At 44.2% G+C, this 21410-nt stretch carries 19 protein-coding genes; 12 read left to right on the top strand and 7 right to left on the bottom strand.

The features are described from left to right. The first annotated feature begins 21 nt into the window (after positions 1 to 21). The 9 genes from ptsP (at position 22) to AC4OGX_RS04390 (ending at position 10454) form a co-directional block, all read left to right on the top strand. Positions 22 to 1644 (top strand): phosphoenolpyruvate--protein phosphotransferase, encoded by a 1623-nt coding sequence (gene ptsP, locus AC4OGX_RS04430; RefSeq protein WP_493328723.1) that lies wholly within the window; start codon positions 22 to 24, stop codon positions 1642 to 1644. A gap of 282 nt (positions 1645 to 1926) precedes the next feature. Further along, positions 1927 to 3258 (top strand): putative DNA modification/repair radical SAM protein, encoded by a 1332-nt coding sequence (locus AC4OGX_RS04425; protein WP_493328722.1) that lies wholly within the window; start codon positions 1927 to 1929, stop codon positions 3256 to 3258. A gap of 16 nt (positions 3259 to 3274) precedes the next feature. Beyond that, positions 3275 to 4036, top strand: a complete 762-nt coding sequence (locus AC4OGX_RS04420) for a TIGR03915 family putative DNA repair protein (protein ID WP_493328721.1) — start codon at positions 3275 to 3277, stop codon at positions 4034 to 4036. A gap of 126 nt (positions 4037 to 4162) precedes the next feature. Next, a complete protein-coding gene (locus AC4OGX_RS04415) occupies positions 4163 to 4606 on the top strand; it encodes an NfeD family protein (protein WP_493328720.1) in 444 nt (147 codons plus the stop codon). Positions 4607 to 4609: 3 nt separating this feature from the next. Then, a complete protein-coding gene (locus tag AC4OGX_RS04410; RefSeq protein WP_493328719.1) occupies positions 4610 to 5542 on the top strand; it encodes an SPFH domain-containing protein in 933 nt (310 codons plus the stop codon). A 118-nt stretch (positions 5543 to 5660) separates the two neighbouring features. Beyond that, complete coding sequence (locus AC4OGX_RS04405) at positions 5661 to 6383, top strand: LytR/AlgR family response regulator transcription factor (protein WP_493328717.1); 723 nt, start codon at positions 5661 to 5663, stop codon at positions 6381 to 6383. Next, positions 6376 to 7227, top strand: a complete 852-nt coding sequence (locus AC4OGX_RS04400) for a sensor histidine kinase (RefSeq protein WP_493328716.1) — start codon at positions 6376 to 6378, stop codon at positions 7225 to 7227. Before AC4OGX_RS04405 ends, AC4OGX_RS04400 begins: the two co-directional genes overlap by 8 nt. Positions 7228 to 7363: 136 nt before the next feature. Further along, a complete protein-coding gene (locus tag AC4OGX_RS04395; protein ID WP_493328715.1) occupies positions 7364 to 9742 on the top strand; it encodes an ATP-dependent DNA helicase in 2379 nt (792 codons plus the stop codon). Between the two features lie 46 nt (positions 9743 to 9788). Beyond that, a complete protein-coding gene (locus tag AC4OGX_RS04390) occupies positions 9789 to 10454 on the top strand; it encodes a helix-turn-helix domain-containing protein (RefSeq protein WP_493328713.1) in 666 nt (221 codons plus the stop codon). Here the strand turns inward: AC4OGX_RS04390 and AC4OGX_RS04385 are convergent. The 6 genes from AC4OGX_RS04385 to lysA form a co-directional block, all read right to left on the bottom strand. Beyond that, a complete protein-coding gene (locus AC4OGX_RS04385) occupies positions 10451 to 11374 on the bottom strand; it encodes a sensor histidine kinase (RefSeq protein ID WP_493328712.1) in 924 nt (307 codons plus the stop codon). The genes AC4OGX_RS04390 and AC4OGX_RS04385 overlap by 4 nt on opposite strands. A 10-nt stretch (positions 11375 to 11384) precedes the next feature. Continuing rightward, positions 11385 to 12215: an ABC transporter permease gene (locus AC4OGX_RS04380; RefSeq protein ID WP_493328711.1), complete on the bottom strand. Its 831-nt coding sequence runs from the start codon at positions 12213 to 12215 to the stop codon at positions 11385 to 11387. Next, positions 12208 to 13122 carry an ATP-binding cassette domain-containing protein gene (locus AC4OGX_RS04375; RefSeq protein WP_493328710.1) on the bottom strand — a complete coding sequence of 305 codons (915 nt, stop codon included), beginning with the start codon at positions 13120 to 13122 and terminating at the stop codon, positions 12208 to 12210. The genes AC4OGX_RS04380 and AC4OGX_RS04375 overlap by 8 nt, the downstream gene beginning before the upstream one ends. A gap of 87 nt (positions 13123 to 13209) precedes the next feature. Further along, positions 13210 to 13890 carry a response regulator transcription factor gene (locus tag AC4OGX_RS04370; protein ID WP_493328834.1) on the bottom strand — a complete coding sequence of 227 codons (681 nt, stop codon included), beginning with the start codon at positions 13888 to 13890 and terminating at the stop codon, positions 13210 to 13212. A gap of 272 nt (positions 13891 to 14162) precedes the next feature. Then, positions 14163 to 14582, bottom strand: coding sequence for an Hsp20/alpha crystallin family protein (locus tag AC4OGX_RS04365; RefSeq protein WP_493328709.1), 420 nt, complete (start codon positions 14580 to 14582; stop codon positions 14163 to 14165). 84 nt (positions 14583 to 14666) lie between these two features. After that, positions 14667 to 15905, bottom strand: coding sequence for a diaminopimelate decarboxylase (gene lysA / locus AC4OGX_RS04360; RefSeq protein WP_493328708.1), 1239 nt, complete (start codon positions 15903 to 15905; stop codon positions 14667 to 14669). Between the two features lie 130 nt (positions 15906 to 16035). On the opposite strand from lysA, the gene AC4OGX_RS04355 reads away from it, so the two are divergent. Beyond that, positions 16036 to 16869: a LysR family transcriptional regulator gene (locus AC4OGX_RS04355; RefSeq protein ID WP_493328707.1), complete on the top strand. Its 834-nt coding sequence runs from the start codon at positions 16036 to 16038 to the stop codon at positions 16867 to 16869. Between the two features lie 59 nt (positions 16870 to 16928). On the opposite strand, the gene AC4OGX_RS04350 is transcribed toward AC4OGX_RS04355, so the two are convergent. Further along, the gene (locus AC4OGX_RS04350; RefSeq protein WP_493328706.1) at positions 16929 to 17801 is read right to left on the bottom strand and encodes a LysR family transcriptional regulator; all 873 of its coding nucleotides are present in this window, start codon (positions 17799 to 17801) and stop codon (positions 16929 to 16931) included. A gap of 139 nt (positions 17802 to 17940) precedes the next feature. On the opposite strand from AC4OGX_RS04350, the gene AC4OGX_RS04345 reads away from it, so the two are divergent. Together AC4OGX_RS04345 and AC4OGX_RS04340 are read left to right on the top strand one after the other, a co-directional pair. Beyond that, on the top strand, positions 17941 to 18642 hold the full coding sequence (locus AC4OGX_RS04345; RefSeq protein WP_493328705.1) for a TIGR01906 family membrane protein: 702 nt from the start codon (positions 17941 to 17943) through the stop codon (positions 18640 to 18642). Positions 18643 to 18928: 286 nt separating this feature from the next. Further along, on the top strand, positions 18929 to 21410 hold a 2482-nt coding region (locus AC4OGX_RS04340), incomplete at its 3' end, for a phosphoribosylformylglycinamidine synthase (protein ID WP_493328704.1).

Here is a 21410-nt window from a genome sequence, read left to right as displayed (position 1 = left end):
AAATAGTTTAAGGATGGTATTATGATCACATTAACAGGTAAAAGTGTATTCGGTGGAGTATCCATCGGAAAACTCTCTTTTTATAAGAGGAACCAAAAAGTAATCAAACGTGCGCATGTAGATGATGTAGAAGCAGAATGCACCCGTTTTCAGGATGCAAAGGCAGAGGCTGTAAGCCAGCTCAAAGAGCTTTATGATAAAGCGCTCGAAGATGTTGGTGAAGCCAATGCTATGATTTTCGAGATCCACCAGATGATGCTTGAGGATTTGGATTATATTGAATCCATCGAGAATATCATCAGGACTCAGGAAGTGAATGCGGAGTTTGCGGTTGCGACTACTGCAGATAATTTTGCACAGATGTTTGCCTCTATGGACGATGCTTATATGCAGGGACGTGCGGCAGATGTCAAGGATGTGTCCGAACGTGTCCTGGACATCCTTTGCGGTGTGGGAGAAGGTGTGAAGCAGACAGATGAACTTTCTATCATCGCGGCAGACGATCTGGCACCAAGTGAGACTGTCCAGCTGGACAAGAGCAAGGTACTCGGATTTGCGACGATGTATGGTTCTTCCAACTCTCACACAGCGATCCTGGCAAGGACTATGAATATCCCAGCTGTGATTGGCCTGGGAGAAGCTTTAAGCCAGGATTATGACGGTAAGATGGCAGTCATAGATGGTTTTACAGGAACATTGTATATCGATCCTGACGAAGAGACTCTCACAGTCATGAAGGAAAAGCGTGCAAAGGACTTAGAGCAGAAGGCGCTTCTTGAGCAGCTCAAAGGAAAAGAGAATGTTACCAAGAGCGGCCAGAAGATCAATGTATATGCCAATATCGGTAATGTTTCTGATGTGGGTGCAGTATTGAAGAATGATGCCGGCGGAATCGGTCTGTTCAGAAGTGAATTCTTATATCTTGAGAATGATACATTCCCGACAGAAGAACAGCAGTTTGCCGTTTATAAGCAGGTTGCAGAGAATATGGCAGGCAAGAAGGTCATTATCCGTACTCTGGATATCGGAGCGGACAAGCAGGTAGATTATTTCGGGCTGGATAAGGAAGATAATCCGGCACTTGGATATCGTGCGATCCGGATCTGCCTGACAAGACCGGAGATCTTCAAGACACAGCTGCGTGCTTTATACCGTGCGGCAATGTTTGGCAATATTTCCATTATGTTCCCTATGATTATTTCCATTGGTGAGATCCATAAGATCAAGGAGATCATCGCAGAGGTAAAGGCGGAACTGAAATCAGAAGGAATTCCTTATAAGGAAGATGTGGAGCTGGGTGTGATGATCGAGACCCCGGCGTCCGTTATGATCAGCCGTGAACTGGCAAAAGAAGTGGATTACTTTAGTGTGGGAACCAATGACCTGACACAGTATACCCTTGCAATCGACCGTCAGAATTCTAAGCTGGATGAATTCTATGATCCGCATCACCCGGCAGTGCTGGCCATGATCAGAATGGCTGCTGAGAATGCTCATGCGGAGGGCAAGTGGATTGGTATCTGCGGTGAGCTGGGCGCTGATCTGGAATTAACAGAAGAATTTTTGAAAATGGGACTGGATGAGCTTTCCGTGTCTCCGTCTATGGTTCTCCCTCTGAGGAAGAGGATCAGGGAATGTGAATAGAAGATGCCTGTTTCAGTAAATTAGGCAGTACATCAGAAGTTTCGGGAAATCCTTTTAGGATGGACCGGAACTTCTTTTTTTATTTTTTTAATGAAAAACATTTTGATAAAAGCGAACAAATGTTCTTGAAAGTACGCTGGATATATGCTATTATAATAAAAACAAACACATGTTCTAAAATGGAATGATGAATATTGGTCCGTTTGGGTTAAGTTTGGGTCACAGTGCTTACGAATCGGAGTGCCTGTGTATTTTAGAGGGAACGAAAGGAAGTATAGGAAGATGGCAGAGATAATTCAGGAACAGATGTCAATGTATGATAAGCTGCAGATCCTGAGTGATGCGGCAAAGTATGATGTTGCCTGCACCTCAAGCGGCGTCGACAGACAAGGTGACGGGACAGGCATGGGGAATTGCTTTAAGGCTGGGATCTGCCACAGCTTTTCAGCAGATGGAAGATGTATTTCCCTGCTGAAGATCCTGTTCACCAATGAATGTATTTTTGACTGCAAGTATTGTATTAACCGTTCTTCTAATGATGTTGTGCGGACTTCCTTTACCCCGGAAGAGATCTGTACGCTGACGATGGAGTTTTACAGGAGGAATTATATAGAGGGCCTGTTTTTGAGCTCAGGAGTATTGAAAAGCCCCAACTATACGATGGAGCTGATCTATGCAGCCTTGTATAAGCTGCGTTATGAACGTAATTTCCAGGGATATATCCATGTAAAAGCGATTCCCGGGGCAGACCAGGAGCTGATACAGAGAGTTGGTTTTTTGGCAGACAGGATGAGTGTGAATCTGGAACTGCCCACAGCAGAGAGCTTAAAACTTCTGGCGCCTCATAAGAGCCGGAAGAATATACTGGCCCCTATGCGGCTCGTACAGCAGAAGATGCATGACAATAAGCAGGAGATCACGGTGTATAAGAATGCACCACGTTTTGTTCCTGCGGGGCAGAGTACACAGATGATTATCGGTGCTACCCCGGAATCGGACTATCAGATCCTGAATGTGGCCGAGTCTTTATATCAGAAGTTTGAGTTAAAGAGAGTGTTTTATTCTGCCTTTATCGCAGTGAATGAGGACTCCCTGTTGCCGGCGCGCACGAATGAGGGTCCGCCGCTTTTGAGGGAACACAGGCTCTATCAGGCGGACTGGCTGCTGCGTTATTATCATTTTGAGGCGAAAGAGCTTCTGGATGAAAAGAATCCGAATTTTAATATTTTTCTGGATCCGAAGTGTGACTGGGCGCTTAAGCATTTGGAGTATTTTCCGGTAGAGGTGAACCAGGCTGATTATCGTACACTGCTCAGGGTCCCGGGGATCGGCTATAAGTCTGCTGAAAGGATCGTAAAAGCCAGAAGAATGGGGAGATTACAGTTTGAAGACTTGAAGAAGATGGGAGTGGTACTTAAAAGGGCGCTCTATTTTCTTACCTGCAACGGCAGGATGATGTATAACACAAAGATAGAGGAAGACTATATTATGAGGAATCTTCTGAATACCAGGGAGAAGCTGCCGGATTCTGTGACAGGCATGACATATAAGCAGCTGTCGTTGTTTGATGATGTGAATTTCCGGGAGTCGCAGGTCCAGACAATAGTAGGGTGAAAGAGGGAAGGAAGCAATGAAGCAGGTATACATTTGCCATGATACGATCACAGGCATCTTTTCGGCAATATATGATGCCTGGAAAAAAAGCCGGGATCAAGAATCAGGGATAGCGCTGCGGGGATTTATGATGCCTCAATTATTTTGTGAATATCGGGAAGTAGAAGAGACGGAACAAAAATCTATTGCTGTAGAGCGGTTGATAAAGAACCATCTTGGGTATAATGCTTATTGGGATATTTATCATGCACTGCTGTCAGACGATGCTGATAAGGCAGATGCTGCCTATCAGACCATGCTTGCAGCCAGGAAAGCAGGTGACAGCCGAAGGATCATGGAGCACCTGAGCAACTCTTATGTGGCCAAGGTATTTGAACTTAGCAGAAGAGTGGCAAATGAGGCACATATGTTTAGAGAATTTATCCGTTTCCGGGAGTTAGAAAATGGTGTACTGCTTTCTGAGATCACACCAAAGGGACGGGTCCTTACCTGCATAGCGGATCATTTTACAAACCGGTTCCCGCTGGAGAACTGGATGGTCTATGACAAGACCCATAAGGAGTTTCTTGTACACCGGGCTAAGGCTGACTGGGTGCTTGTGCAGGGAGAGGAGCTGGATCATGAGGCAGCAGGGCGGATCTCGGCATCGGAATCCGAATATGCGAGAATGTGGAAAGGCTTCTGCAGTTCGATTGCCATAAAGGAAAGGGAAAATCCAGACTGCCAGAGAAACCATTTACCCATTCATTTCAGACAGGATATGACAGAATTTCATTAAAACAAGAAATCACTGCATTCACGCAAAAAGTATTGTATAATAGAACCAGCTGGATTAACATATAACTATCATCGGGAGGGAAATCATAAGCCGGATGAAATATGAAGTCTGAGAGAAGGGAGAAGTATGGAGACAGAAGCTTTTGTATGGCTTGGACTGTTGATCGTTTTTCTGGTTATCGAGATCATCACGGTAGGGTTGACATCGGTCTGGCTGGCCGGAGGAGCCCTGGCGGCACTGCTCCTTAATATTGCCGGTCTGAATCTGATATGGCAGGTTGGCGTGTTTTTCGTAGTCTCATTTTTACTTTTGTTTTTTACCCGTCCTTTTGCGGTAAAATACATAAACGCTCATCATGAAAAGACGAATTATGAGGGTGTGATCGGTAAAATAGTCAGGGTTACGGAGACGGTAGATAATCTGGCACAGACAGGAACGGCCGTAGTGAACGGCCTGGAATGGACGGCAAGGGCAGAGAAGGATGAAGAGGTCATAAGCCCCGGATCATTGGCTAAGGTGGTCAGCATATCCGGAGTGAAACTAATCGTAAAGAAATATGAGGAGGAATAAAGGATGGGACTTTGGGTTGGAATAGCTATTTTAATTATCGTGCTTTTGATTTTAGTTACAAATGTAAGGATTGTACCGCAGGCACACGCATATATCCTGGAACGTCTCGGAGGATATAAGGAGACCTGGAGCGTGGGACTGCATTTTAAGATTCCGATCCTTGACAAAGTTGCAAAGCGAGTATCATTAAAGGAGCAGGTGGTAGACTTTGAACCACAGGCTGTGATCACGAAAGACAATGTAACAATGCAGATCGATACTGTTGTATTTTTCCAGATCACAGACCCTAAGCAGTATGCATATGGGGTGGAAAGCCCGATTGCTGCGATCGAAAATCTGACGGCCACAACACTGCGTAATATTATTGGTGATCTGGAACTGGATGAGACACTGACATCCAGAGAGACGATCAACTCCAAGATGAGGACATCACTTGATATCGCAACGGACCCTTGGGGAATCAAGGTAAATCGTGTGGAATTAAAGAATATCATGCCGCCTAAGGCAATCCAGGATGCTATGGAGAAGCAGATGAAGGCAGAGCGTGAACGAAGAGAAGCGATCCTAAGAGCAGAGGGTGAAAAGAAGTCTACGATCCTTGTTGCAGAAGGTGAGAAAGAGTCTGTGATTCTGGAGGCGGAGGCGTCCAAGCAGGCTGCGATCCTGAAGGCAGAAGCTGAGAAGCAGAAGAGGATTAAAGAGGCAGAAGGTCAGGCAGAGGCGATCAGAAGCGTACAGAAAGCAACGGCAGAAGGTATCGAGTTTATCAAAGCAGCCGGCGCAGATAACGCGGTATTGACGATCAAGAGTCTGGAGGCATTTGTAAAGGCAGCAGACGGCAAGGCAACGAAGATCATTATCCCGTCAGAATTGCAGGGGATTGCGGGTCTGACTAAGACGATCGCAGAGGTTGCAGGAGTCGATAAAGCAGAATAGCAGCAGCGGCATAAAAGTAAAATAATATAGAGAAACGTGGTGATACCACTTTCATCGGTTACGCCCCGGCCTGAAGTCTGCCGGGGCGTAACTATAATTAAGAGACAGGGAGCATACGATGGCAGGAATACTTGTTTTAGAGGATGATAATGTCAGCAGGATCGCATTAGTATCCATGCTTGGTAAATTGGGAGAAGAGGTCAGAGTCGATGCAGCATCGGATCTAAAGGAAGCAGAAGAACTGCTTGATTCCGGGAAGAACTACGACTTGTTTTTGCTGGATGTGAATCTGAACAGAGAGGATAGGGAGGATGCATCCGGTATTACATTTGCTGAGAAGGTCAGGGCTGTCATGAAGTATGAACTAACACCGATTGTCATGCTGACATCAGTGAGTGCACTGGAGATGGAGGCTTACAGAAAGATTCACTGCTATCAGTATATATTGAAGCCTTATGAGGAAACAGAGGTCTGCAGAGTTGTAAGAAAGGTGCTGGCTCATACGCGTTCTTATGAAAAGCCATTCATCATTGTAAAAAAGAATGGGATCAACTATAAAATTTTGTGTGAAGATATCGTTTTCTGTAAAGCGATCCCGCGGGGAGTGTGCATTTATCTGAAGACAGAGCAGATGGAGATTCCGTATCTTTCTATCCGCCAGCTTTTAGATAAGCTGCCAAAGAATGGTTTTATCCAGTGTCACAGGATGTTTGTTGTGAACCAGGACTTTGTGAAATATTATGATCTGGTCAATCAGATGATCCAGATGGAAGGATATCCGGACCGTATCGATATCGGGGTCACCTACAAGGCAGAGGTCAGGAGGCTGTTGAATGAGTAAAGAGATCAAAAAGGTTTTATATCGTGTGTTCTGCTTCTTTTCATTGGCGATTGCCGTTTATCTGGTCATAGATCTTAAGGTGAGCCGGACTCTGGACTTAAAGATGATCATTGTATTTATCCTATTTTTGATCGTCATCATATGGGGAACGATTGATTGGAAAATGAGCAGTGATATCATAAAAGAGCAGCAGAAGGAATTGATCATGTATCAGCTGTATATACAGCCCCTGGAGGAATTAGTTAAGGAGATCCGGGCCAGGCAGCATGAGTTTGACAACCACCTCAATGCGATATTGAATATGCATCTGACGGTAGATAATTATGATGAACTGGTCAAGCAGCAGTCCGAGTACATTAAGGAGATCAGCAGGGACGGAGTCAATCAGTATCTGCCGCTTTTACGGATCAGTGATAAGGTGCTGGCTGGCTTTTTATATAGCAAGATCGTCAGCTCCAGAGAGGAAATCACAACAGAGATAGAAGTCCGCAGCAGAGAAATCATATCAGGAGTGTCTGAGCATAGGCTGATAGAGATCGTAGGGGTATTGGTTGATAATGCCTATGAAGCCTGTCCCAAGGAAGGCAGTAAAGTCAGGATGATCCTGGATTCTCAGTATGATCATTTGTTTTTCCAGATTCTGAATCAGCACGAGAAGGTCTCTTTCGAGGAGATCGGACATTTCTTCGAAAATGGATATACGACAAAGAGCAAAAAGACAGGAGAACGTGGCATTGGGCTATACCGTGCAAAAGCAATTGCCGAAAAGGCCGGTGGTGAGATCACTGTAGGCCAGGAAGAAATCGGTGGAGCAAATTATATCCAATTCACTGTTGTCATATGACATGATATCATATTTGGACGCAGAGAAAATTTGAGGTATCGTAAGACATCTGTCCAGAAGTATCCATCCAAATGCATCTGCCAAAGCAGTTAATAGGGGCTTTTGCGAAACTGCTGTTTATGATATACTAGGAAACATGGACGAGAAAGAGTTAATTAAAATATCGGTCCGCAGTCTCGTAGAGTTTATTCTGCGGGAGGGGGACTTAGACAATCGAAGATCAGGCGGCATGGACAAGGATACCATGCAGCAGGGAAGTAGAATCCATCGCAAGATACAGCGGCGCATGGGTTCTAATTATCGTGCAGAGGTTCCTCTGAAAATACAGATACCATGCGAGAGCTTTACCCTTCAGGTAGAAGGAAGAGCAGATGGGATTATAGAAGACGAAGCTGAGGTCACGATCGATGAGATCAAAGGAGTTTTGAGGGAATTGATCCATATCGAGGCTCCTTCTAATGTACATTTGGCGCAGGCAAAATGCTATGCATATATTTATGCGAAGCAGGAGGAGCTTGAGAGTATCCATGTGCAGATGACATACTGCCATCTTGAGACAGAAGAGCTGAAACAGTTTACCCAGAGTTTTTCTTACGGGGAGCTGGAAAACTGGTTTCTGGACCTGGTTGGAAAATATGAGAAGTGGGCCAGATTTCAGATGGAATGGAAGGAAAAACGGAATGCTTCGATCAAAGGAGTGGAGTTCCCGTTTGAGTATAGAGATGGACAGAGAGATCTTGTAACCTCTGTATACCGAACTATCCTGAGAAAGAAAAAGCTGTTCATCCAGGCGCCTACAGGAGTTGGGAAGACAATGGCGACGGTGTTTCCCGCGGTAAAAGCAGTGGGGGAAGGACTGGGAGAGAAGATTTTTTATCTGACGGCAAAGACGATCACACGGACCGTGGCAGAACAGGCTTTTCAGACGCTGAAGAGGCAGGATCTGAGCCTAAAGGTCATTACACTGACAGCCAAGGAAAAGATCTGTTTTTGTGAAGAAACAATCTGCAACCCGGATCACTGCCCATATGCAAAGGGGCACTATGACAGAGTGAATGATGCTGTCTTCGATATGATCGTACATTCAGATGATATGAGCCGCGAAGCTCTTGAACGGCAGGCTGAAAAGTACAAGGTCTGCCCCTTTGAAATGGCTTTGGATGTCTCGATATGGGTAGACGCAGTTATTTGCGATTACAATTATGTGTTTGATCCAAATGCTCACCTGAAACGGTTTTTCTCCGAGGGGAATAAAGGTGAATACCTGTTTTTGATCGACGAGGCCCACAACCTGGTAGAACGGGGACGGGAAATGTACAGTGCAGCACTTTATAAAGAGGATATCCTGGAGATGAAGCGGCTTGTGAAGACGGAGGATCCCAGCCTAGCTAAAAGATTGGATGAGTGTAACAAGCAGCTGCTCGCTTTGAAGAGGGAGTGTGAGAATTACCAGATACTCGACGGTGTCTCTCATATCGCGGTAAAGCTGATGAATGTGATGTCAGGGATTGAAGAGTATCTGGAAGAAGTGCAGAGTGAGGAAAAGAGGGAGCAGGTTCTTAATTTTTATTTTCAGGTCAGAGATTTCCTGAATATCCATGATATTTTGGATGAGAATTATGTGATCTACACGGAGCTGGAACGGGATGGACGGTTTAAATTAAAACTGCTCTGTGTGAATCCTGCGGTAAACCTGAAAAATTATCTGGATCAGGGGAATAGTACGGTTTTCTTTTCTGCAACGCTCTTGCCGATTCATTATTATAAAAAGCTGTTGAGTGTGGAAAAAGATGATTATGCGATTTATGCAGAATCCTCTTTTCCCAAGGAGAACCGGCTTCTGCTCATGGGAACTGATGTCAGCACAAAGTATACCATGCGGGGGGCAGGGATGTATGAAAAGTTTGCAAAGTATATCCTGCAGGTCGTAGAAGCGAAAAAAGGGAATTATATGATCTTTTTCCCTTCCTATCGTTTCATGGAAGATGTATACGAGTACTTTCAGGTTGAGATATGCGGCCGGGAGGATATCGAATGTATTATCCAGTCACAGTTTATGGGGGAGGAGGCCAGGGAAGTCTTTTTGGAAACCTTTGAGGAGGACCGTGACAGTTCTCTGGCCGGATTCTGCGTGATGGGCGGGATTTTTTCGGAAGGGATCGACCTGACGGCAGACAGGCTGATCGGTGCGGTCATTATCGGAACAGGACTGCCCCAGGTATGTAATGACCGGGAGATTCTAAAGCAGTATTTTGACAGCAGAGGGATGAGAGGATTCGACTATGCATATCTCTATCCGGGAATGAATAAAGTGCTTCAGTCAGCGGGACGGGTAATCCGGACGGAGAAAGATAAGGGTGTGATCGTGCTGCTCGACGAACGGTTTCTGGGAAGGCAGTACAGAGAAATTTTCCCAAGGGAATGGGAAGGACTTAAGGGATGCAGACTGGAAAGTATGAAGGGGCATCTCGATGATTTCTGGAGTGAACATAAGTTATTATCAGAAAAGTATTGACATTCAAGCCACTTGATAGCTTTTAATGTTAGCGAAGGAGGACACCATGAATATTAAAGAAGCAGAAAAAGAAGTGGGAATCCGAAAGGCTAACATCCGCTATTATGAAGAACAGGGGCTGATCACACCTCATCGCAATTCGGATAACAATTATCGGGATTACTGTGAAGAAGATATTATCTGTCTGAAGAAAATCAAGGCACTTAGAATGCTTGGAATTTCGGTGGCAGAGATCAGGGAACTTAAGACGGGAGGCGAATCGCTGAATGAAGTTGTTTCAAAACGGATTTCGGAGATTGAAGGTGAGATTGACGAGCTGGGAGAGATAAAGGAAATGTGCGGGATATTCTTAAAACTGGACCAGACGTATGAAACAATGGATCCCTCTCTTCTGGATATGCGGGAAAGCCTTTCTTTTAAGAAAGGAGCTTTATTTATGAAAACAGACAGAAGTAAAAATTATGAAAAAGCTTATCAAAGATCCATTAAGATCCTGACATTTTATGCGCTTCTAGTGATGCTGCCAACTTCCTTAAATTCACAGCATCTTCTACACTACAGCCTGCCTGAGTGGATGAGACTGTTGGGAATGGGAGGAACCATACTTGGAGGAAGCGCGGCAGCCGTATTTTATCTGCTGATGTACAGGCAGAAGAGGAAAGAGCGGGAGCGCTCAGAGATCGAGTTATCTTTGAAGACCGGAAAGCATTAAGAGAGAAAAACAGCAGACTGTTTGGAGGCTGCTATGGGGAACGCGACACAAATACTTAATCTATCCCCCTTATACTGTGCCGATATAGTACCGTCCATTTGTTCAACCAACGCTTTTGAAATGGCAAGACCCAAGCCCGCAGAGTTTCTTGCTGCCTCGACAGAAAAGAAACGATTGAACAGCTTTCCAACTTGTATTTCATTTAGCTTACAGGCTGTATTTGAAAATATTAGTTCCCCGCTTTCAAGCAGCTCAACTTTTAAATCGCCATCGCTATATTTCAACGCATTGCTTAAGATATTTTCGAAAACACGCATAAGAGCCGCTTTGTTCACATAGCATAAGATTTGTTTTTCAGTGATTTCTATTTCTGGGGAGATACTGCGTTCTGTTAAAACTGCATAAAACGCCGCAAGGCTTTCTTCTAAAACGCGATTTACACACACTGTTTCAAGCCGCATAGGCTCTTGCGCTGACATAATAACCGAATACCTAAATAGTTCTTCAGTCAACTGCTTTAGTGCCTGTGTGCGGTTTTCAATGAGTTCAAGATAGCGTGTTGCGTTTTCAGATTTGTTCTCATTTTGAAGCAAATCCAAGTATCCGCAAATGGCGGTAAGAGGTGTCCGTAAATCGTGAGAAATATTTGTAACGGCATTTTTGAGTTCCGTATCTCCCTGCTGAAAACGATGCTGCTGCACACGGAGCTTACGGAGCTCAACATTGATGGCATTGGCCAGTTTACGCATATATCTGTCATTGCAAGAAATATCGATCAGCGTATTTGTATCAGTTATGAGCCTGTCAGCAAAGGCATTTGCAATTTCTTTTGCAGCTTTTTGCAGGAAATAGATTTTAATTAGCAGCGCAGTGACAATCAAAGCCATAATACCGATAACAGCCCATAACCATACTTCCATAGTAATCTCCTTACTTTAAATCTTTTCTTTTAAAAACAAACAGCCCGCCTAATGTTGTCAAAACAATAATGACAACAGACGATACAAGCATACGGACAGCATGATCAATTTTCAGCTGCGACATTTGCAGCCCCTGTCCTGTAGGCAAAAAGTCAACAATAAATTCATAGATTGTCCGTTGAACTCCGCTGATGTAATTCGGATTGGGAGTTGGCTCGGACATATCAATTCCATTTGCAGATATTTGAACCCCACTTGTCATTTCCGGCTGACTAAGACCGTTATTTATCATACTTGCAAAAACAATCAGTCCAAGAAACAACAGTATAGAAATAACAACAGTAGTAGCTTTGTTGGCAGTCTGCATACAGACGAAGGTAAATATTGCTGCAAGAGCCGCTTCAAACATAACCGCAATTAGCAGGTATGCAAATAAATTGGGGACACCCATTTCCCAAACTCCGAGAGTAGGAATGGCAGCCAATGCTCCAATCAGCCATACCAACATCAGCAGCAAAGTAGCGGTGAATGAAGTAATCAAATTAGCAATATAAATGCTCGTTCTTGTATGTCCAACAATAATTTTATTTCTAATTGTTCCGTCACTATATTCAGTTCCTAAAAACATACTACTGAATAACGCACAAAATGCACCGATTACTACTGCAAAATGAAAATAATACTTATCAAGACTGTAATTGTATTCTGATAAATCAGCGGCTGCCTGTCTGCAGCCATTCATCATATACACAACCGAATAAATCAGCATCGCTCCCATGCAGAGCCAAAAGAATTTATCTTTCCAAAGGCGGGAAAAATTAGCAGATAGTAGTTTACGCATTTTTTTCACCTCCTACAAGACTGACATAGTAACTTTCCAGACTTTCATCGCGCTCCTGCATTGAAATCACTTCGCAATTTTCTTTTGTCAATGCGGCAGTTAACTGGGATATATTAACTTTCGCATACACATCAGCAGTTTTGCCTGTGATAATCTTATAATCAATTTTCATTCCATCAAGCACACGGGCAAGTGCTTTTGTATTGCTTACTTCCATACGGACACACTTTTTGCAGTCGGCAGCTAATTCGTCTGCACTCATTTCCTTCACAATGCGTCCGTTATCAATAAAGCCGTAATATGTTGCCAGTTTAGAAAGTTCATCAAGGATATGGCTGGAAATCAAAACTGTAATTTGCTGTTCCCGATTGAGTTTTAATATCAGTTCTCGAATATCAATAATTCCTTGCGGATCAAGACCATTTACAGGTTCGTCCAAGACTAAAAAATCCGGGTTACCTACAAGGGCTATTGCAATCCCCAATCTTTGACGCATACCGAGAGAAAAGTTTTTCGCTTTCTTTTTTCCCGTATTGCCAAGACCAACCAACTTCAAAATTTCAGTCAATCCATCAAACGATGGCAGTCCCAATATGCGATACTGCTGTTTGAGATTATCCTCTGCTGTCATATCCAGATAGATAGACGGTGTTTCAACAACCGCACCTATTCTTCTGCGCGATTTCATAATATCCTTTTCGGTGTTTTTTCTGCCATATAAAACATATTCGCCCGAATCCGGCTCCTGCAGACCGCAGATTAACCGAATAAGAGTTGTTTTGCCGGCACCATTTTTCCCGACAAAACCATAGATCGCCCCTTTTGTAACGTGCATAGAAAGACCGTTTAACGCTTTGAATGTACCATATTGCTTACACAAAGCATTGGTCGTCAGAACATAGTCCATATATAAGCCTCCTTTTTCGCATGAAATATCACATGTTCGATGTTGATATTCTAATGCGAAACAGTCATGAAAGCAGTTAAGAAAAAGTCAAGATTTAGTCAAGATTTCACTCTGCCTTAATTTGAAACCAATTCCCCAAACCGCCTCAATATATTCTTTACCGCCCACATCCCGCAATTTCTTTCGCAGATTGCTGATATGCGTTTTCAGTGAATTATCCGTACAGTCGGGAGTGTCCTCACTGATACGGTCAAGTAATAATGATTTCGTTATGACTTGTGACGGATTCTGCATAAGTATTTTCAAAATAGCATATTCCGTTCTTGTGAGTTTTACAGCTTTTCCTCCGGCAGAAACTTCTTGTGTATTTGTATCAAGACACAAATTATCAAAGGATAATACGTTCTTTGCCGGCGTATATGGATTACGAAGTGCAACGGCAATTCTTGCAAGCAATTCTTTTGTTTCAAATGGTTTTGTAATATAATCTACAGCACCGCCGAGCAATAAATCAACCTTATTATCAATATCTACTTTTGCACTAACAATAATAACGGGTATTTCTTTTATTTTTGGCAGGACTTCTTCCCCCGATAGCCCGGGAAGCATTAAGTCAAGCAAAACAAGGTTCGGATTTGATGTTGAAAGCAGTAGCAATGCTTCTGTTCCAGAATATGCTCGCAATACCTTGTAGCCTTCTTTTGAAAGAACCTCATCAAGCATATTACCAATGTGAATATCGTCGTCAATTATCAAAATATTTTTCACTTTCATTTACCTCGCATTTCTTCCGATCTGGCATCTTCCGGACAAGATATATTCCATGCTGCCCCCACTCTTTTGCATTGCAATACAAGCATAATTATATATGGATAGACGAATAAAAGCAAATGCCGGAGAAGTCAGGCGGAAAACAAAGAAACGGCGTAGCCCGAAAGCTATGCCGTTCCCGAAAACAATCCTATGCTCTTTTATGAGTGCCGCCCCTTATGAGCTGCTGTTTCTCTTATAGTACTTATGATACGTTCTGCATATGCAGATTATTCGATAGTGATATACTTCGGCTGTTCTTCGATTGCCTTTGGTACTTCTTTCGGAATATACAGGTAAAGGATGCCGTCTTTGAAAGAAGCCTTAATGTCTTCCTGAGTCAGCTGTTCGCCAACATAGAATCTGCGGTTGCAGGAACCGGTGTAGCGCTCCTTGCGGATGCAGTTGCCTTTCTGGTCCTTCTCTTCCTGTGTCTCCTCGTGTGTTGCTGTGATTGTGAGATAACCATCCTTTAAATCAGCTTTGATATCTTCCTTCTGATATCCTGGAAGTTCCATCTCTACGAGATAATTCTCGTCTTTCTCGTGAATATCAGTCTTCATGATCTGTGATGCTGAGTTATCAAAAGGCCTTTCGAAGAATGGGTCCTTGAAAAAATCATTAAAAAAACTTCTGTTTGATAATAACATAGTCCATACCTCCTAAATTCAATCTGTTATCTTTGTTCTATATGTAATATAGCACATATTATTAGCACTGTCAACAGGTGAGTGCTAAAAAATATAATTTTCAATCAGATTTTCGTAGGAATCTCGTTTCCGTATTAGTTTTGATGTACCGGATGATGTGATCAGGACTTCTGCAGGACGCAGCCGGCCGTTATAATTGGAACTCATGACATATCCGTATGCCCCGGCGTTTTTGACGGCTAAAATATCCCCTTTCTTTATAGAAGGCATCGATCGGTCTTTTGCCAGAATATCTCCGCTTTCACAGATGTTTCCTACAATCGTAACCGGCTTTCTATCAACGGTATCTTCGATAAGAGTGCCGTTTCTATACAGGTCAATCTCGTGATAGGAGTCATACAGTATGGGCCTCATCAGTGCGTTGAATCCGATATCTGTACCGATATAGGTTGCGTGATTTTCCTTGACTGCATGAACCCGGCCCAGTAAACACCCACACTCGGCAGCGATATATCTTCCGGGTTCGATCCGGTAATACAGCTCTTTGCCATAACGCAGATTAAATTCCCGAATGTGTTTTAACAAGGAGTGCCCCAATTCGTCCAATGGCAGGCGGTGCCGGTCAGTGCTTTTGTTATACGGCACCCCAAATCCCCCTCCAAAATCTATAAAATCTAAATCGTGAAAGTTTAACGAGAATTCGAAGAGTGAATCAATACTTTTCAGGTACTCATCACACTCTAAGAAAAGCGAGCCAATATGCTGGTTAATTCCGGTTACCTTTAAGTTATATTTTTTACAGATATCCTCGATTTCATCCAGCATGTCCGGATTGATTCCGAATTTTGTGGACTTACCGCCTGTCACCACTTTTGCATGGTGCCCCGCACCAATCCCCGGATTGATACGAAGCGCCACTTCCGAGCCGGGAGCTAATTGTCCATACTGCTCCAGCTGTGATAAGGAATCGACGCTGATCTTAATGCCCTTATCGATGGCGAACTTCATTTCGTCCTCAGACACATTATTACAGATAAAGAAAATCTCATCTGGTTTGAATCCTGCTGACATGGCTATATAAATCTCACCGGGAGACATGACGTCAACTTCAACAGATTCTTCACGCAGCAGTTTTAGAAGCGCCGGATTAGAGTTTGCTTTCATAGAATAATCCACAATGAATTTATCGTAGTTTACCAAACGCTTCATTTCCTTCACTCGTTCTCTTAAAATTGTTTCATTATATACATACAATAGCGTACCATATTTTTGAGCCAGCTGTTCGGGATTTTCTATTCCCCAGAAATGATTCGAATTTTCCATATACATACCTCACTTTTTAATATAATCGTTACTGGAACTTATTGACTTATTATATAGAATGCTCTACGATAAGTAAAATAGATTATATAGATCATATCAATTCGAAAAATCGATAATAGAGGGGGTACGAATGAATATTGAAATCCTGGAGACATTTGTTTCTTTGTGCCAGCTGAAAAATTTTACTAAGACGTCCGAAAGCTTATTTATTGCACAGTCGACGGTTACGAATCGGATTATGGAGCTGGAAAAGGAGCTTGGGCATTCGCTGTTCATAAGGAACAATAAGGGACTTATGATCACAGAAGCAGGTAAAGTCTACTATGAATATGCAGTAAAGATGCTTGAACTAAATAAAGCAGCAGTCGCATGCCTGAATGAAAACGGATTTTCCAGGAAAATGATACATATAGGGACAACAAATACCATTTATGAATGCCATCTGAAAGAAAAGCTGATTCGCTTGGCCGCAGATGCCCCGGATACAGCGTTAAAAATAGTGATCGGACATTCCCAGGAATTATTGGAGAAATTACAGATGGATCAGCTGGACTATGTGTATACATACATCCCATTGAAAAGAAAATCCTTTACCTGCAGATGTTTTTCGGTCGATGAACTGGTTCTGGTCTGTCATTATGAGAACAGGGACTATGAGAAAGGAATCTATAAGAGTCAGCTTCCGGCGCTGAAATATTTATACTGTGACTTTGCGCTGCAGGGGGTGGGGATATTCGTGAGACAATTGTTTCCGCAGTATTATCAGTTCGCATTCGAAATAGATAACAGTACGAAATTACTGGATTATATTCTAAATGGGGCAGGGTATTCATTTTTGCCACTAAGTCTTGTGGAAAATTTCATTGCACAGCAAAAGATCAGAGTGATACCTCTGCTTGACTTTGAATCTCCTAAAATTAATAACTATTTTGTCTCAAAAAATGAAAAGGATCCTCTCTGCTGATTCAGCATGACAGGCTCTTTGTTACAGGAGCCTTGCTGATCCGGAAGGATCCAGTCAATCTAAAAATATCCAAGAAATTCACGTGCTGCTTTGGAAAGTGGGATCTGTTCGTTATAGGCAATCACGAGCTCCCTTGGCGGAAGTTCTTCTAATGTCTCTACGATGAACAGATCATCCCGTGTGTTTTCAAGGCAGTAATCGGGGATAAATGCGATCCCCAGGCCGATGCGTGCCAGGTCGATCAACAAATCGTTGCTTGTAAGTTCGATCTCCGGGACCAGATCAAGCTGGTGCTGCTGGAACAGTCTGTGCAGGAATTCACTCGTGGTACTGTGGCGGTCCAGCATCAGGATCGGATATTTGGAAAGCTGCTGATAAGTCAGCTTTTTCCCGTGAAGGTCCTGAAAGGAGCTGTTCGCGATGAAGACGTCACGGAAGGTTTTAATTTTCTTGATCGAGGAGACATTACTTAAATAATTGTTCGGATAGTTGACGACTACCAGGTCTACTTGCCCGGTTTCTAAAAGCTCCACACATTTAATGGAGGTCTGGTTGATCACTTTAATATGGGCGCTGGGAAACTCTTTATGAAATCTTTCCAGGTAGGGCACCAGAAAATAGCGGCAGATGGTATCACTGGCCCCAATACGGATCTGGCCTCCGGTAGAAGCAGCGTCTAAAAGCTGGGCCTCCCCGCGCTGGATCAGGTGCATGGCCGGTTCGATGTGGCGGAGCAAAATCTCCCCTTCTGGTGTGAGCTGCACCTTCTTTGTACTTCTGATGAACAGGGTCTGGTCCAGCTTTCTCTCCAGAGTCTTGATGGATTGGCTCACGGCAGACTGGGATATAAAAAGCTGCTTAGACGCTTCTGAGAAGCTTAAGGTTGATGCTACGTGATAAAATACCTTGTACAGTTCATAGTTGATGTCCATTATTAGACCTCCTAATAAGTGTTATGTGTATTATAAGTCAAATTGAGATGAATTACAATCCGAATTATGATAAAATATAAGAATTAGCATACCAGGGATTACAGCAGCAATGCTATGCATGATGATTGGAGAGATGAAAATGAAGAAGTTACACTGGTTGTTGGGAGTGGCAGCGTCTATCGCGGTGATCATAATCCTACTGATGTCCAGCTTTCAGGCGGCGATGTACGCAGATTTTGGTTTCTATGAGAAGGAATATGAAAAGTATCAGGTTCTGCCGGAATTAGATATGAAGATGGAAGATGTGATGTACGTGACCCATGAGATGATGGACTATCTGAAAGGGGACAGGGAGAACCTGGATGTCTTTACTACGGTAGAGGGAAAAAAGCAGGACTTCTTTAATGAGCAGGATAAGCTCCACATGGCAGACGTGCAGGGATTGTTTATTGGAGGTCTGCGTCTTCGGATGGGAAGCCTGATCGTGCTTATGCTCTGTCTGGCAGCGCTTCTTCTTATGAAAGCTGACTGGAAGTATATACTTCCCCGGGCATTCCAGATCGCTGTGGGGGCATCGGGTGTCATATGTGCGGTTTTAGCTTTTCTGGTTTCACGGGATTTTGACGCTGTATTCACAAAATTTCATGAGATTTTCTTTTCCAATGACCTGTGGTTATTTGACCCGGCAGAGGACTATATGATTCGGATGCTTCCGGAAGGACTGTTTTTTGATATGGTGATAAGAATCGGGATTCTTTTTATTGGTGGGCTTGTAATTCTGCTGATCGGAAGTGCCGTCTGGCGGAGAAAGACAAGAACATCTAAGAGAAATGCAAACTAGCGTGATGGTACAGGTGCACAGAGAGGAACAGCAATGCATTAGCAATTCTAATGAATTAGTTTAAGTATATTAATTGTACTTATCAGAAAAAGTGTGATAATATGAGAGAGAAGTTAAGAGTCTGCCTGTTCATTTTCCGGGGAAAAAGAAGGAGGATGGATACGGCGGGGCGGGTGCCATGGTGCGGCCGCCAGAGGCGCAAAAAGTGCAGACCAATGGCTTTGTTTTAGGAGAAGATCAGAGCGCAGGAAGCTGCGACAGAATAAAATGCAAAGGAGATTCTATAATGAGCAATGTAAAACGTGTGTATGTGGAGAAGAAGCCGGAGTTTGCCGTGCAGGCAAAGGAACTGCGTCACGAGATCAAGCATTACCTGGGAATCAGTACGGTGACAGGAGTACGTGTCCTGATCCGTTACGATGTGGAGAATATTTCCGAGGAGACCTTCGCAAAAGCATGCAACGGTATTTTTGCTGAGCCGCCGGTCGATGTTTTGTATCATGAGACATTTCCGATGGAAGAGGGCAGCCATGTATTTTCTGTGGAATATCTTCCGGGACAGTTTGACCAGAGGGCTGATTCAGCAGAGCAGTGCGTGCAGTTCATCAAGGAAGATGAAAAGCCGGTGATCAAGACTGCAACAACCTATGTAATAGAAGGAACAGTGACAGAAGAGGCGTTTGCAGCGATCAAGAATCACTGCATCAACCCGGTGGATTCCAGAGAGACAGGGATGGACAAGCCGGAGACTTTGGTGACCGTTTTCGAGGAGCCGGAGGATGTCAAGGTATTTGACGGATTTCAGGCCATGCCGGAGGCAGAGTTAAAGGAGCTGTATGATTCTCTCGGACTCGCTATGACATTCAAGGATTTCCAGCATATCCAGAATTATTATAACGGGGAAGAACACAGAGATCCGACGATGACAGAGATCAGGGTATTGGATACTTACTGGTCAGATCACTGCCGCCATACTACATTCTCAACGGAGTTAAAGGATGTTACTTTCGGCGAGGGAGACTATAAGGAACCGATCGTTGACACATATAAGCAGTACTTAAAAGATCACAGCGAAATCTTTGCAGGCAGGGAGGACAAGTTTGTCTGCCTGATGGACCTGGCGCTGATGGCGATGCGTAAACTGAAAAAAGAAGGAAAGCTTGCAGATCAGGAAGAATCAGAGGAGATCAATGCATGCAGTATCGTTGTGCCGATTAAAGTAGACGGAGTGGAAGAGGAGTGGCTCATCAACTTCAAGAATGAGACCCACAACCATCCGACCGAGATCGAACCGTTTGGAGGCGCTGCGACCTGCCTGGGCGGTGCGATCCGTGACCCGCTGTCAGGGCGTACCTATGTATACCAGGCAATGCGTGTGACCGGAGCGGCTGATCCGACCGTGTCTGTGCAGGATACCTTGAAAGGAAAGCTGCCTCAGAAGAAGCTGGTCCGCGGCGCAGCCAAAGGCTACAGCTCCTATGGAAACCAGATCGGTCTGGCAACAGGCGCAGTAAAGGAGATCTATCATCCGGATTATGTGGCAAAGCGTATGGAGATCGGTGCCGTACTAGGTGCAGCACCACGCCGTGCAGTGATCCGGGAGACTTCTGATCCGGGAGATATCATCATTTTATTAGGCGGACGTACAGGACGTGACGGCTGCGGCGGAGCGACCGGTTCTTCCAAGGTGCACACAGAAGAGTCTATCGAGACCTGCGGTGCAGAGGTTCAGAAGGGAAATCCTCCGACAGAGCGTAAGATCCAGCGTCTGTTCAGAAGAGAAGAAGTAAGTAAGCTGATCAAGAAATGTAATGACTTTGGTGCAGGCGGTGTCTCCGTAGCGATCGGTGAGCTTGCGGACGGACTGAGAGTTGACCTGGACAAGGTTCCGAAAAAATATGCCGGACTGGATGGGACGGAGATCGCGATCTCAGAGTCTCAGGAGCGAATGGCTGTTGTAGTAGATCCAAAAGACGTATCGCAGTTCCTTGCATTTGCAAAGGAAGAGAACTTAGAAGCCGTGGAGGTTGCTGTGGTAACAGAGTCTCCTAGACTGGTGCTTGTCTGGAGAGGCAGAGAGATCGTAAATATTTCCCGTGCATTTTTGGATACCAACGGTGCACACCAGGAGACAACGGTAGAAGTAGAGATTCCGGGAAAAGAAGGCAGTCTTTTTGTCAAAGAAGAAGTGGCAGATGTCAAAGAGAAATGGCTTGATGTATTAAAGGATCTGAATGTATGCTCACAGAAGGGACTCGTGGAGATGTTTGACGGTTCCATCGGGGCAGGTTCTGTGTTCATGCCTCATGGCGGGAAATATCAGATGACAGAAACACAGACCATGGTTGCCAAGGTCCCGGTACTGAACGGAAAGACAGACAGCGTATCCATGATGAGCTATGGCTTCGACCCATATTTGTCAAGCTGGAGCCCGTACCACGGTGCAATCTATGCAGTGGTAGAATCTGTAGCTAAGATCGTTGCATCAGGCGGGGATTACAGAAAGATCCGTTTCACTTTCCAGGAATATTTCCGCAGGATGACAGAAGATCCAAAGAGATGGAGCCAGCCGTTTGCGGCACTTCTTGGTGCTTACAACGCACAGCTTGGATTTGGACTGCCGTCAATCGGTGGAAAAGACAGTATGTCAGGAACCTTCCAGGACATCGATGTACCGCCGACACTGGTTTCCTTTGCGGTTGATATGGCAACGGAAAGTGAGATCATCACTCCGGAATTCAAGAAGGCCGGCAATAAGATCGTCTGGA

Source organism: Faecalicatena sp., assembly GCF_058819085.1.
The sequence above is the reverse complement of the archived record's forward strand: the minus strand, read 5'-3'. Positions and strand labels throughout refer to the sequence as shown.

Bases quoted from the DNA above. Each gene is read 5' to 3' on its own strand.
- ptsP (WP_493328723.1), top strand. From the start codon at position 22: ATGATCACATTAACAGGTAAAAGTGTATTCGGTGGAGTATCCATCGGA.
- AC4OGX_RS04425 (WP_493328722.1), top strand. From the start codon at position 1,927: ATGGCAGAGATAATTCAGGAACAGATGTCAATGTATGATAAGCTGCAG.
- AC4OGX_RS04420 (WP_493328721.1), top strand. From the start codon at position 3,275: ATGAAGCAGGTATACATTTGCCATGATACGATCACAGGCATCTTTTCG.
- AC4OGX_RS04415 (WP_493328720.1), top strand. From the start codon at position 4,163: ATGGAGACAGAAGCTTTTGTATGGCTTGGACTGTTGATCGTTTTTCTG.
- AC4OGX_RS04410 (WP_493328719.1), top strand. From the start codon at position 4,610: ATGGGACTTTGGGTTGGAATAGCTATTTTAATTATCGTGCTTTTGATT.
- AC4OGX_RS04405 (WP_493328717.1), top strand. From the start codon at position 5,661: ATGGCAGGAATACTTGTTTTAGAGGATGATAATGTCAGCAGGATCGCA.
- AC4OGX_RS04400 (WP_493328716.1), top strand. From the start codon at position 6,376: ATGAGTAAAGAGATCAAAAAGGTTTTATATCGTGTGTTCTGCTTCTTT.
- AC4OGX_RS04395 (WP_493328715.1), top strand. From the start codon at position 7,364: ATGGACGAGAAAGAGTTAATTAAAATATCGGTCCGCAGTCTCGTAGAG.
- AC4OGX_RS04390 (WP_493328713.1), top strand. From the start codon at position 9,789: ATGAATATTAAAGAAGCAGAAAAAGAAGTGGGAATCCGAAAGGCTAAC.
- AC4OGX_RS04385 (WP_493328712.1), bottom strand. From the start codon at position 11,374: ATGGAAGTATGGTTATGGGCTGTTATCGGTATTATGGCTTTGATTGTC.
- AC4OGX_RS04380 (WP_493328711.1), bottom strand. From the start codon at position 12,215: ATGCGTAAACTACTATCTGCTAATTTTTCCCGCCTTTGGAAAGATAAA.
- AC4OGX_RS04375 (WP_493328710.1), bottom strand. From the start codon at position 13,122: ATGGACTATGTTCTGACGACCAATGCTTTGTGTAAGCAATATGGTACA.
- AC4OGX_RS04365 (WP_493328709.1), bottom strand. From the start codon at position 14,582: ATGTTATTATCAAACAGAAGTTTTTTTAATGATTTTTTCAAGGACCCA.
- lysA (WP_493328708.1), bottom strand. From the start codon at position 15,905: ATGGAAAATTCGAATCATTTCTGGGGAATAGAAAATCCCGAACAGCTG.
- AC4OGX_RS04355 (WP_493328707.1), top strand. From the start codon at position 16,036: ATGAATATTGAAATCCTGGAGACATTTGTTTCTTTGTGCCAGCTGAAA.
- AC4OGX_RS04350 (WP_493328706.1), bottom strand. From the start codon at position 17,801: ATGGACATCAACTATGAACTGTACAAGGTATTTTATCACGTAGCATCA.
- AC4OGX_RS04345 (WP_493328705.1), top strand. From the start codon at position 17,941: ATGAAGAAGTTACACTGGTTGTTGGGAGTGGCAGCGTCTATCGCGGTG.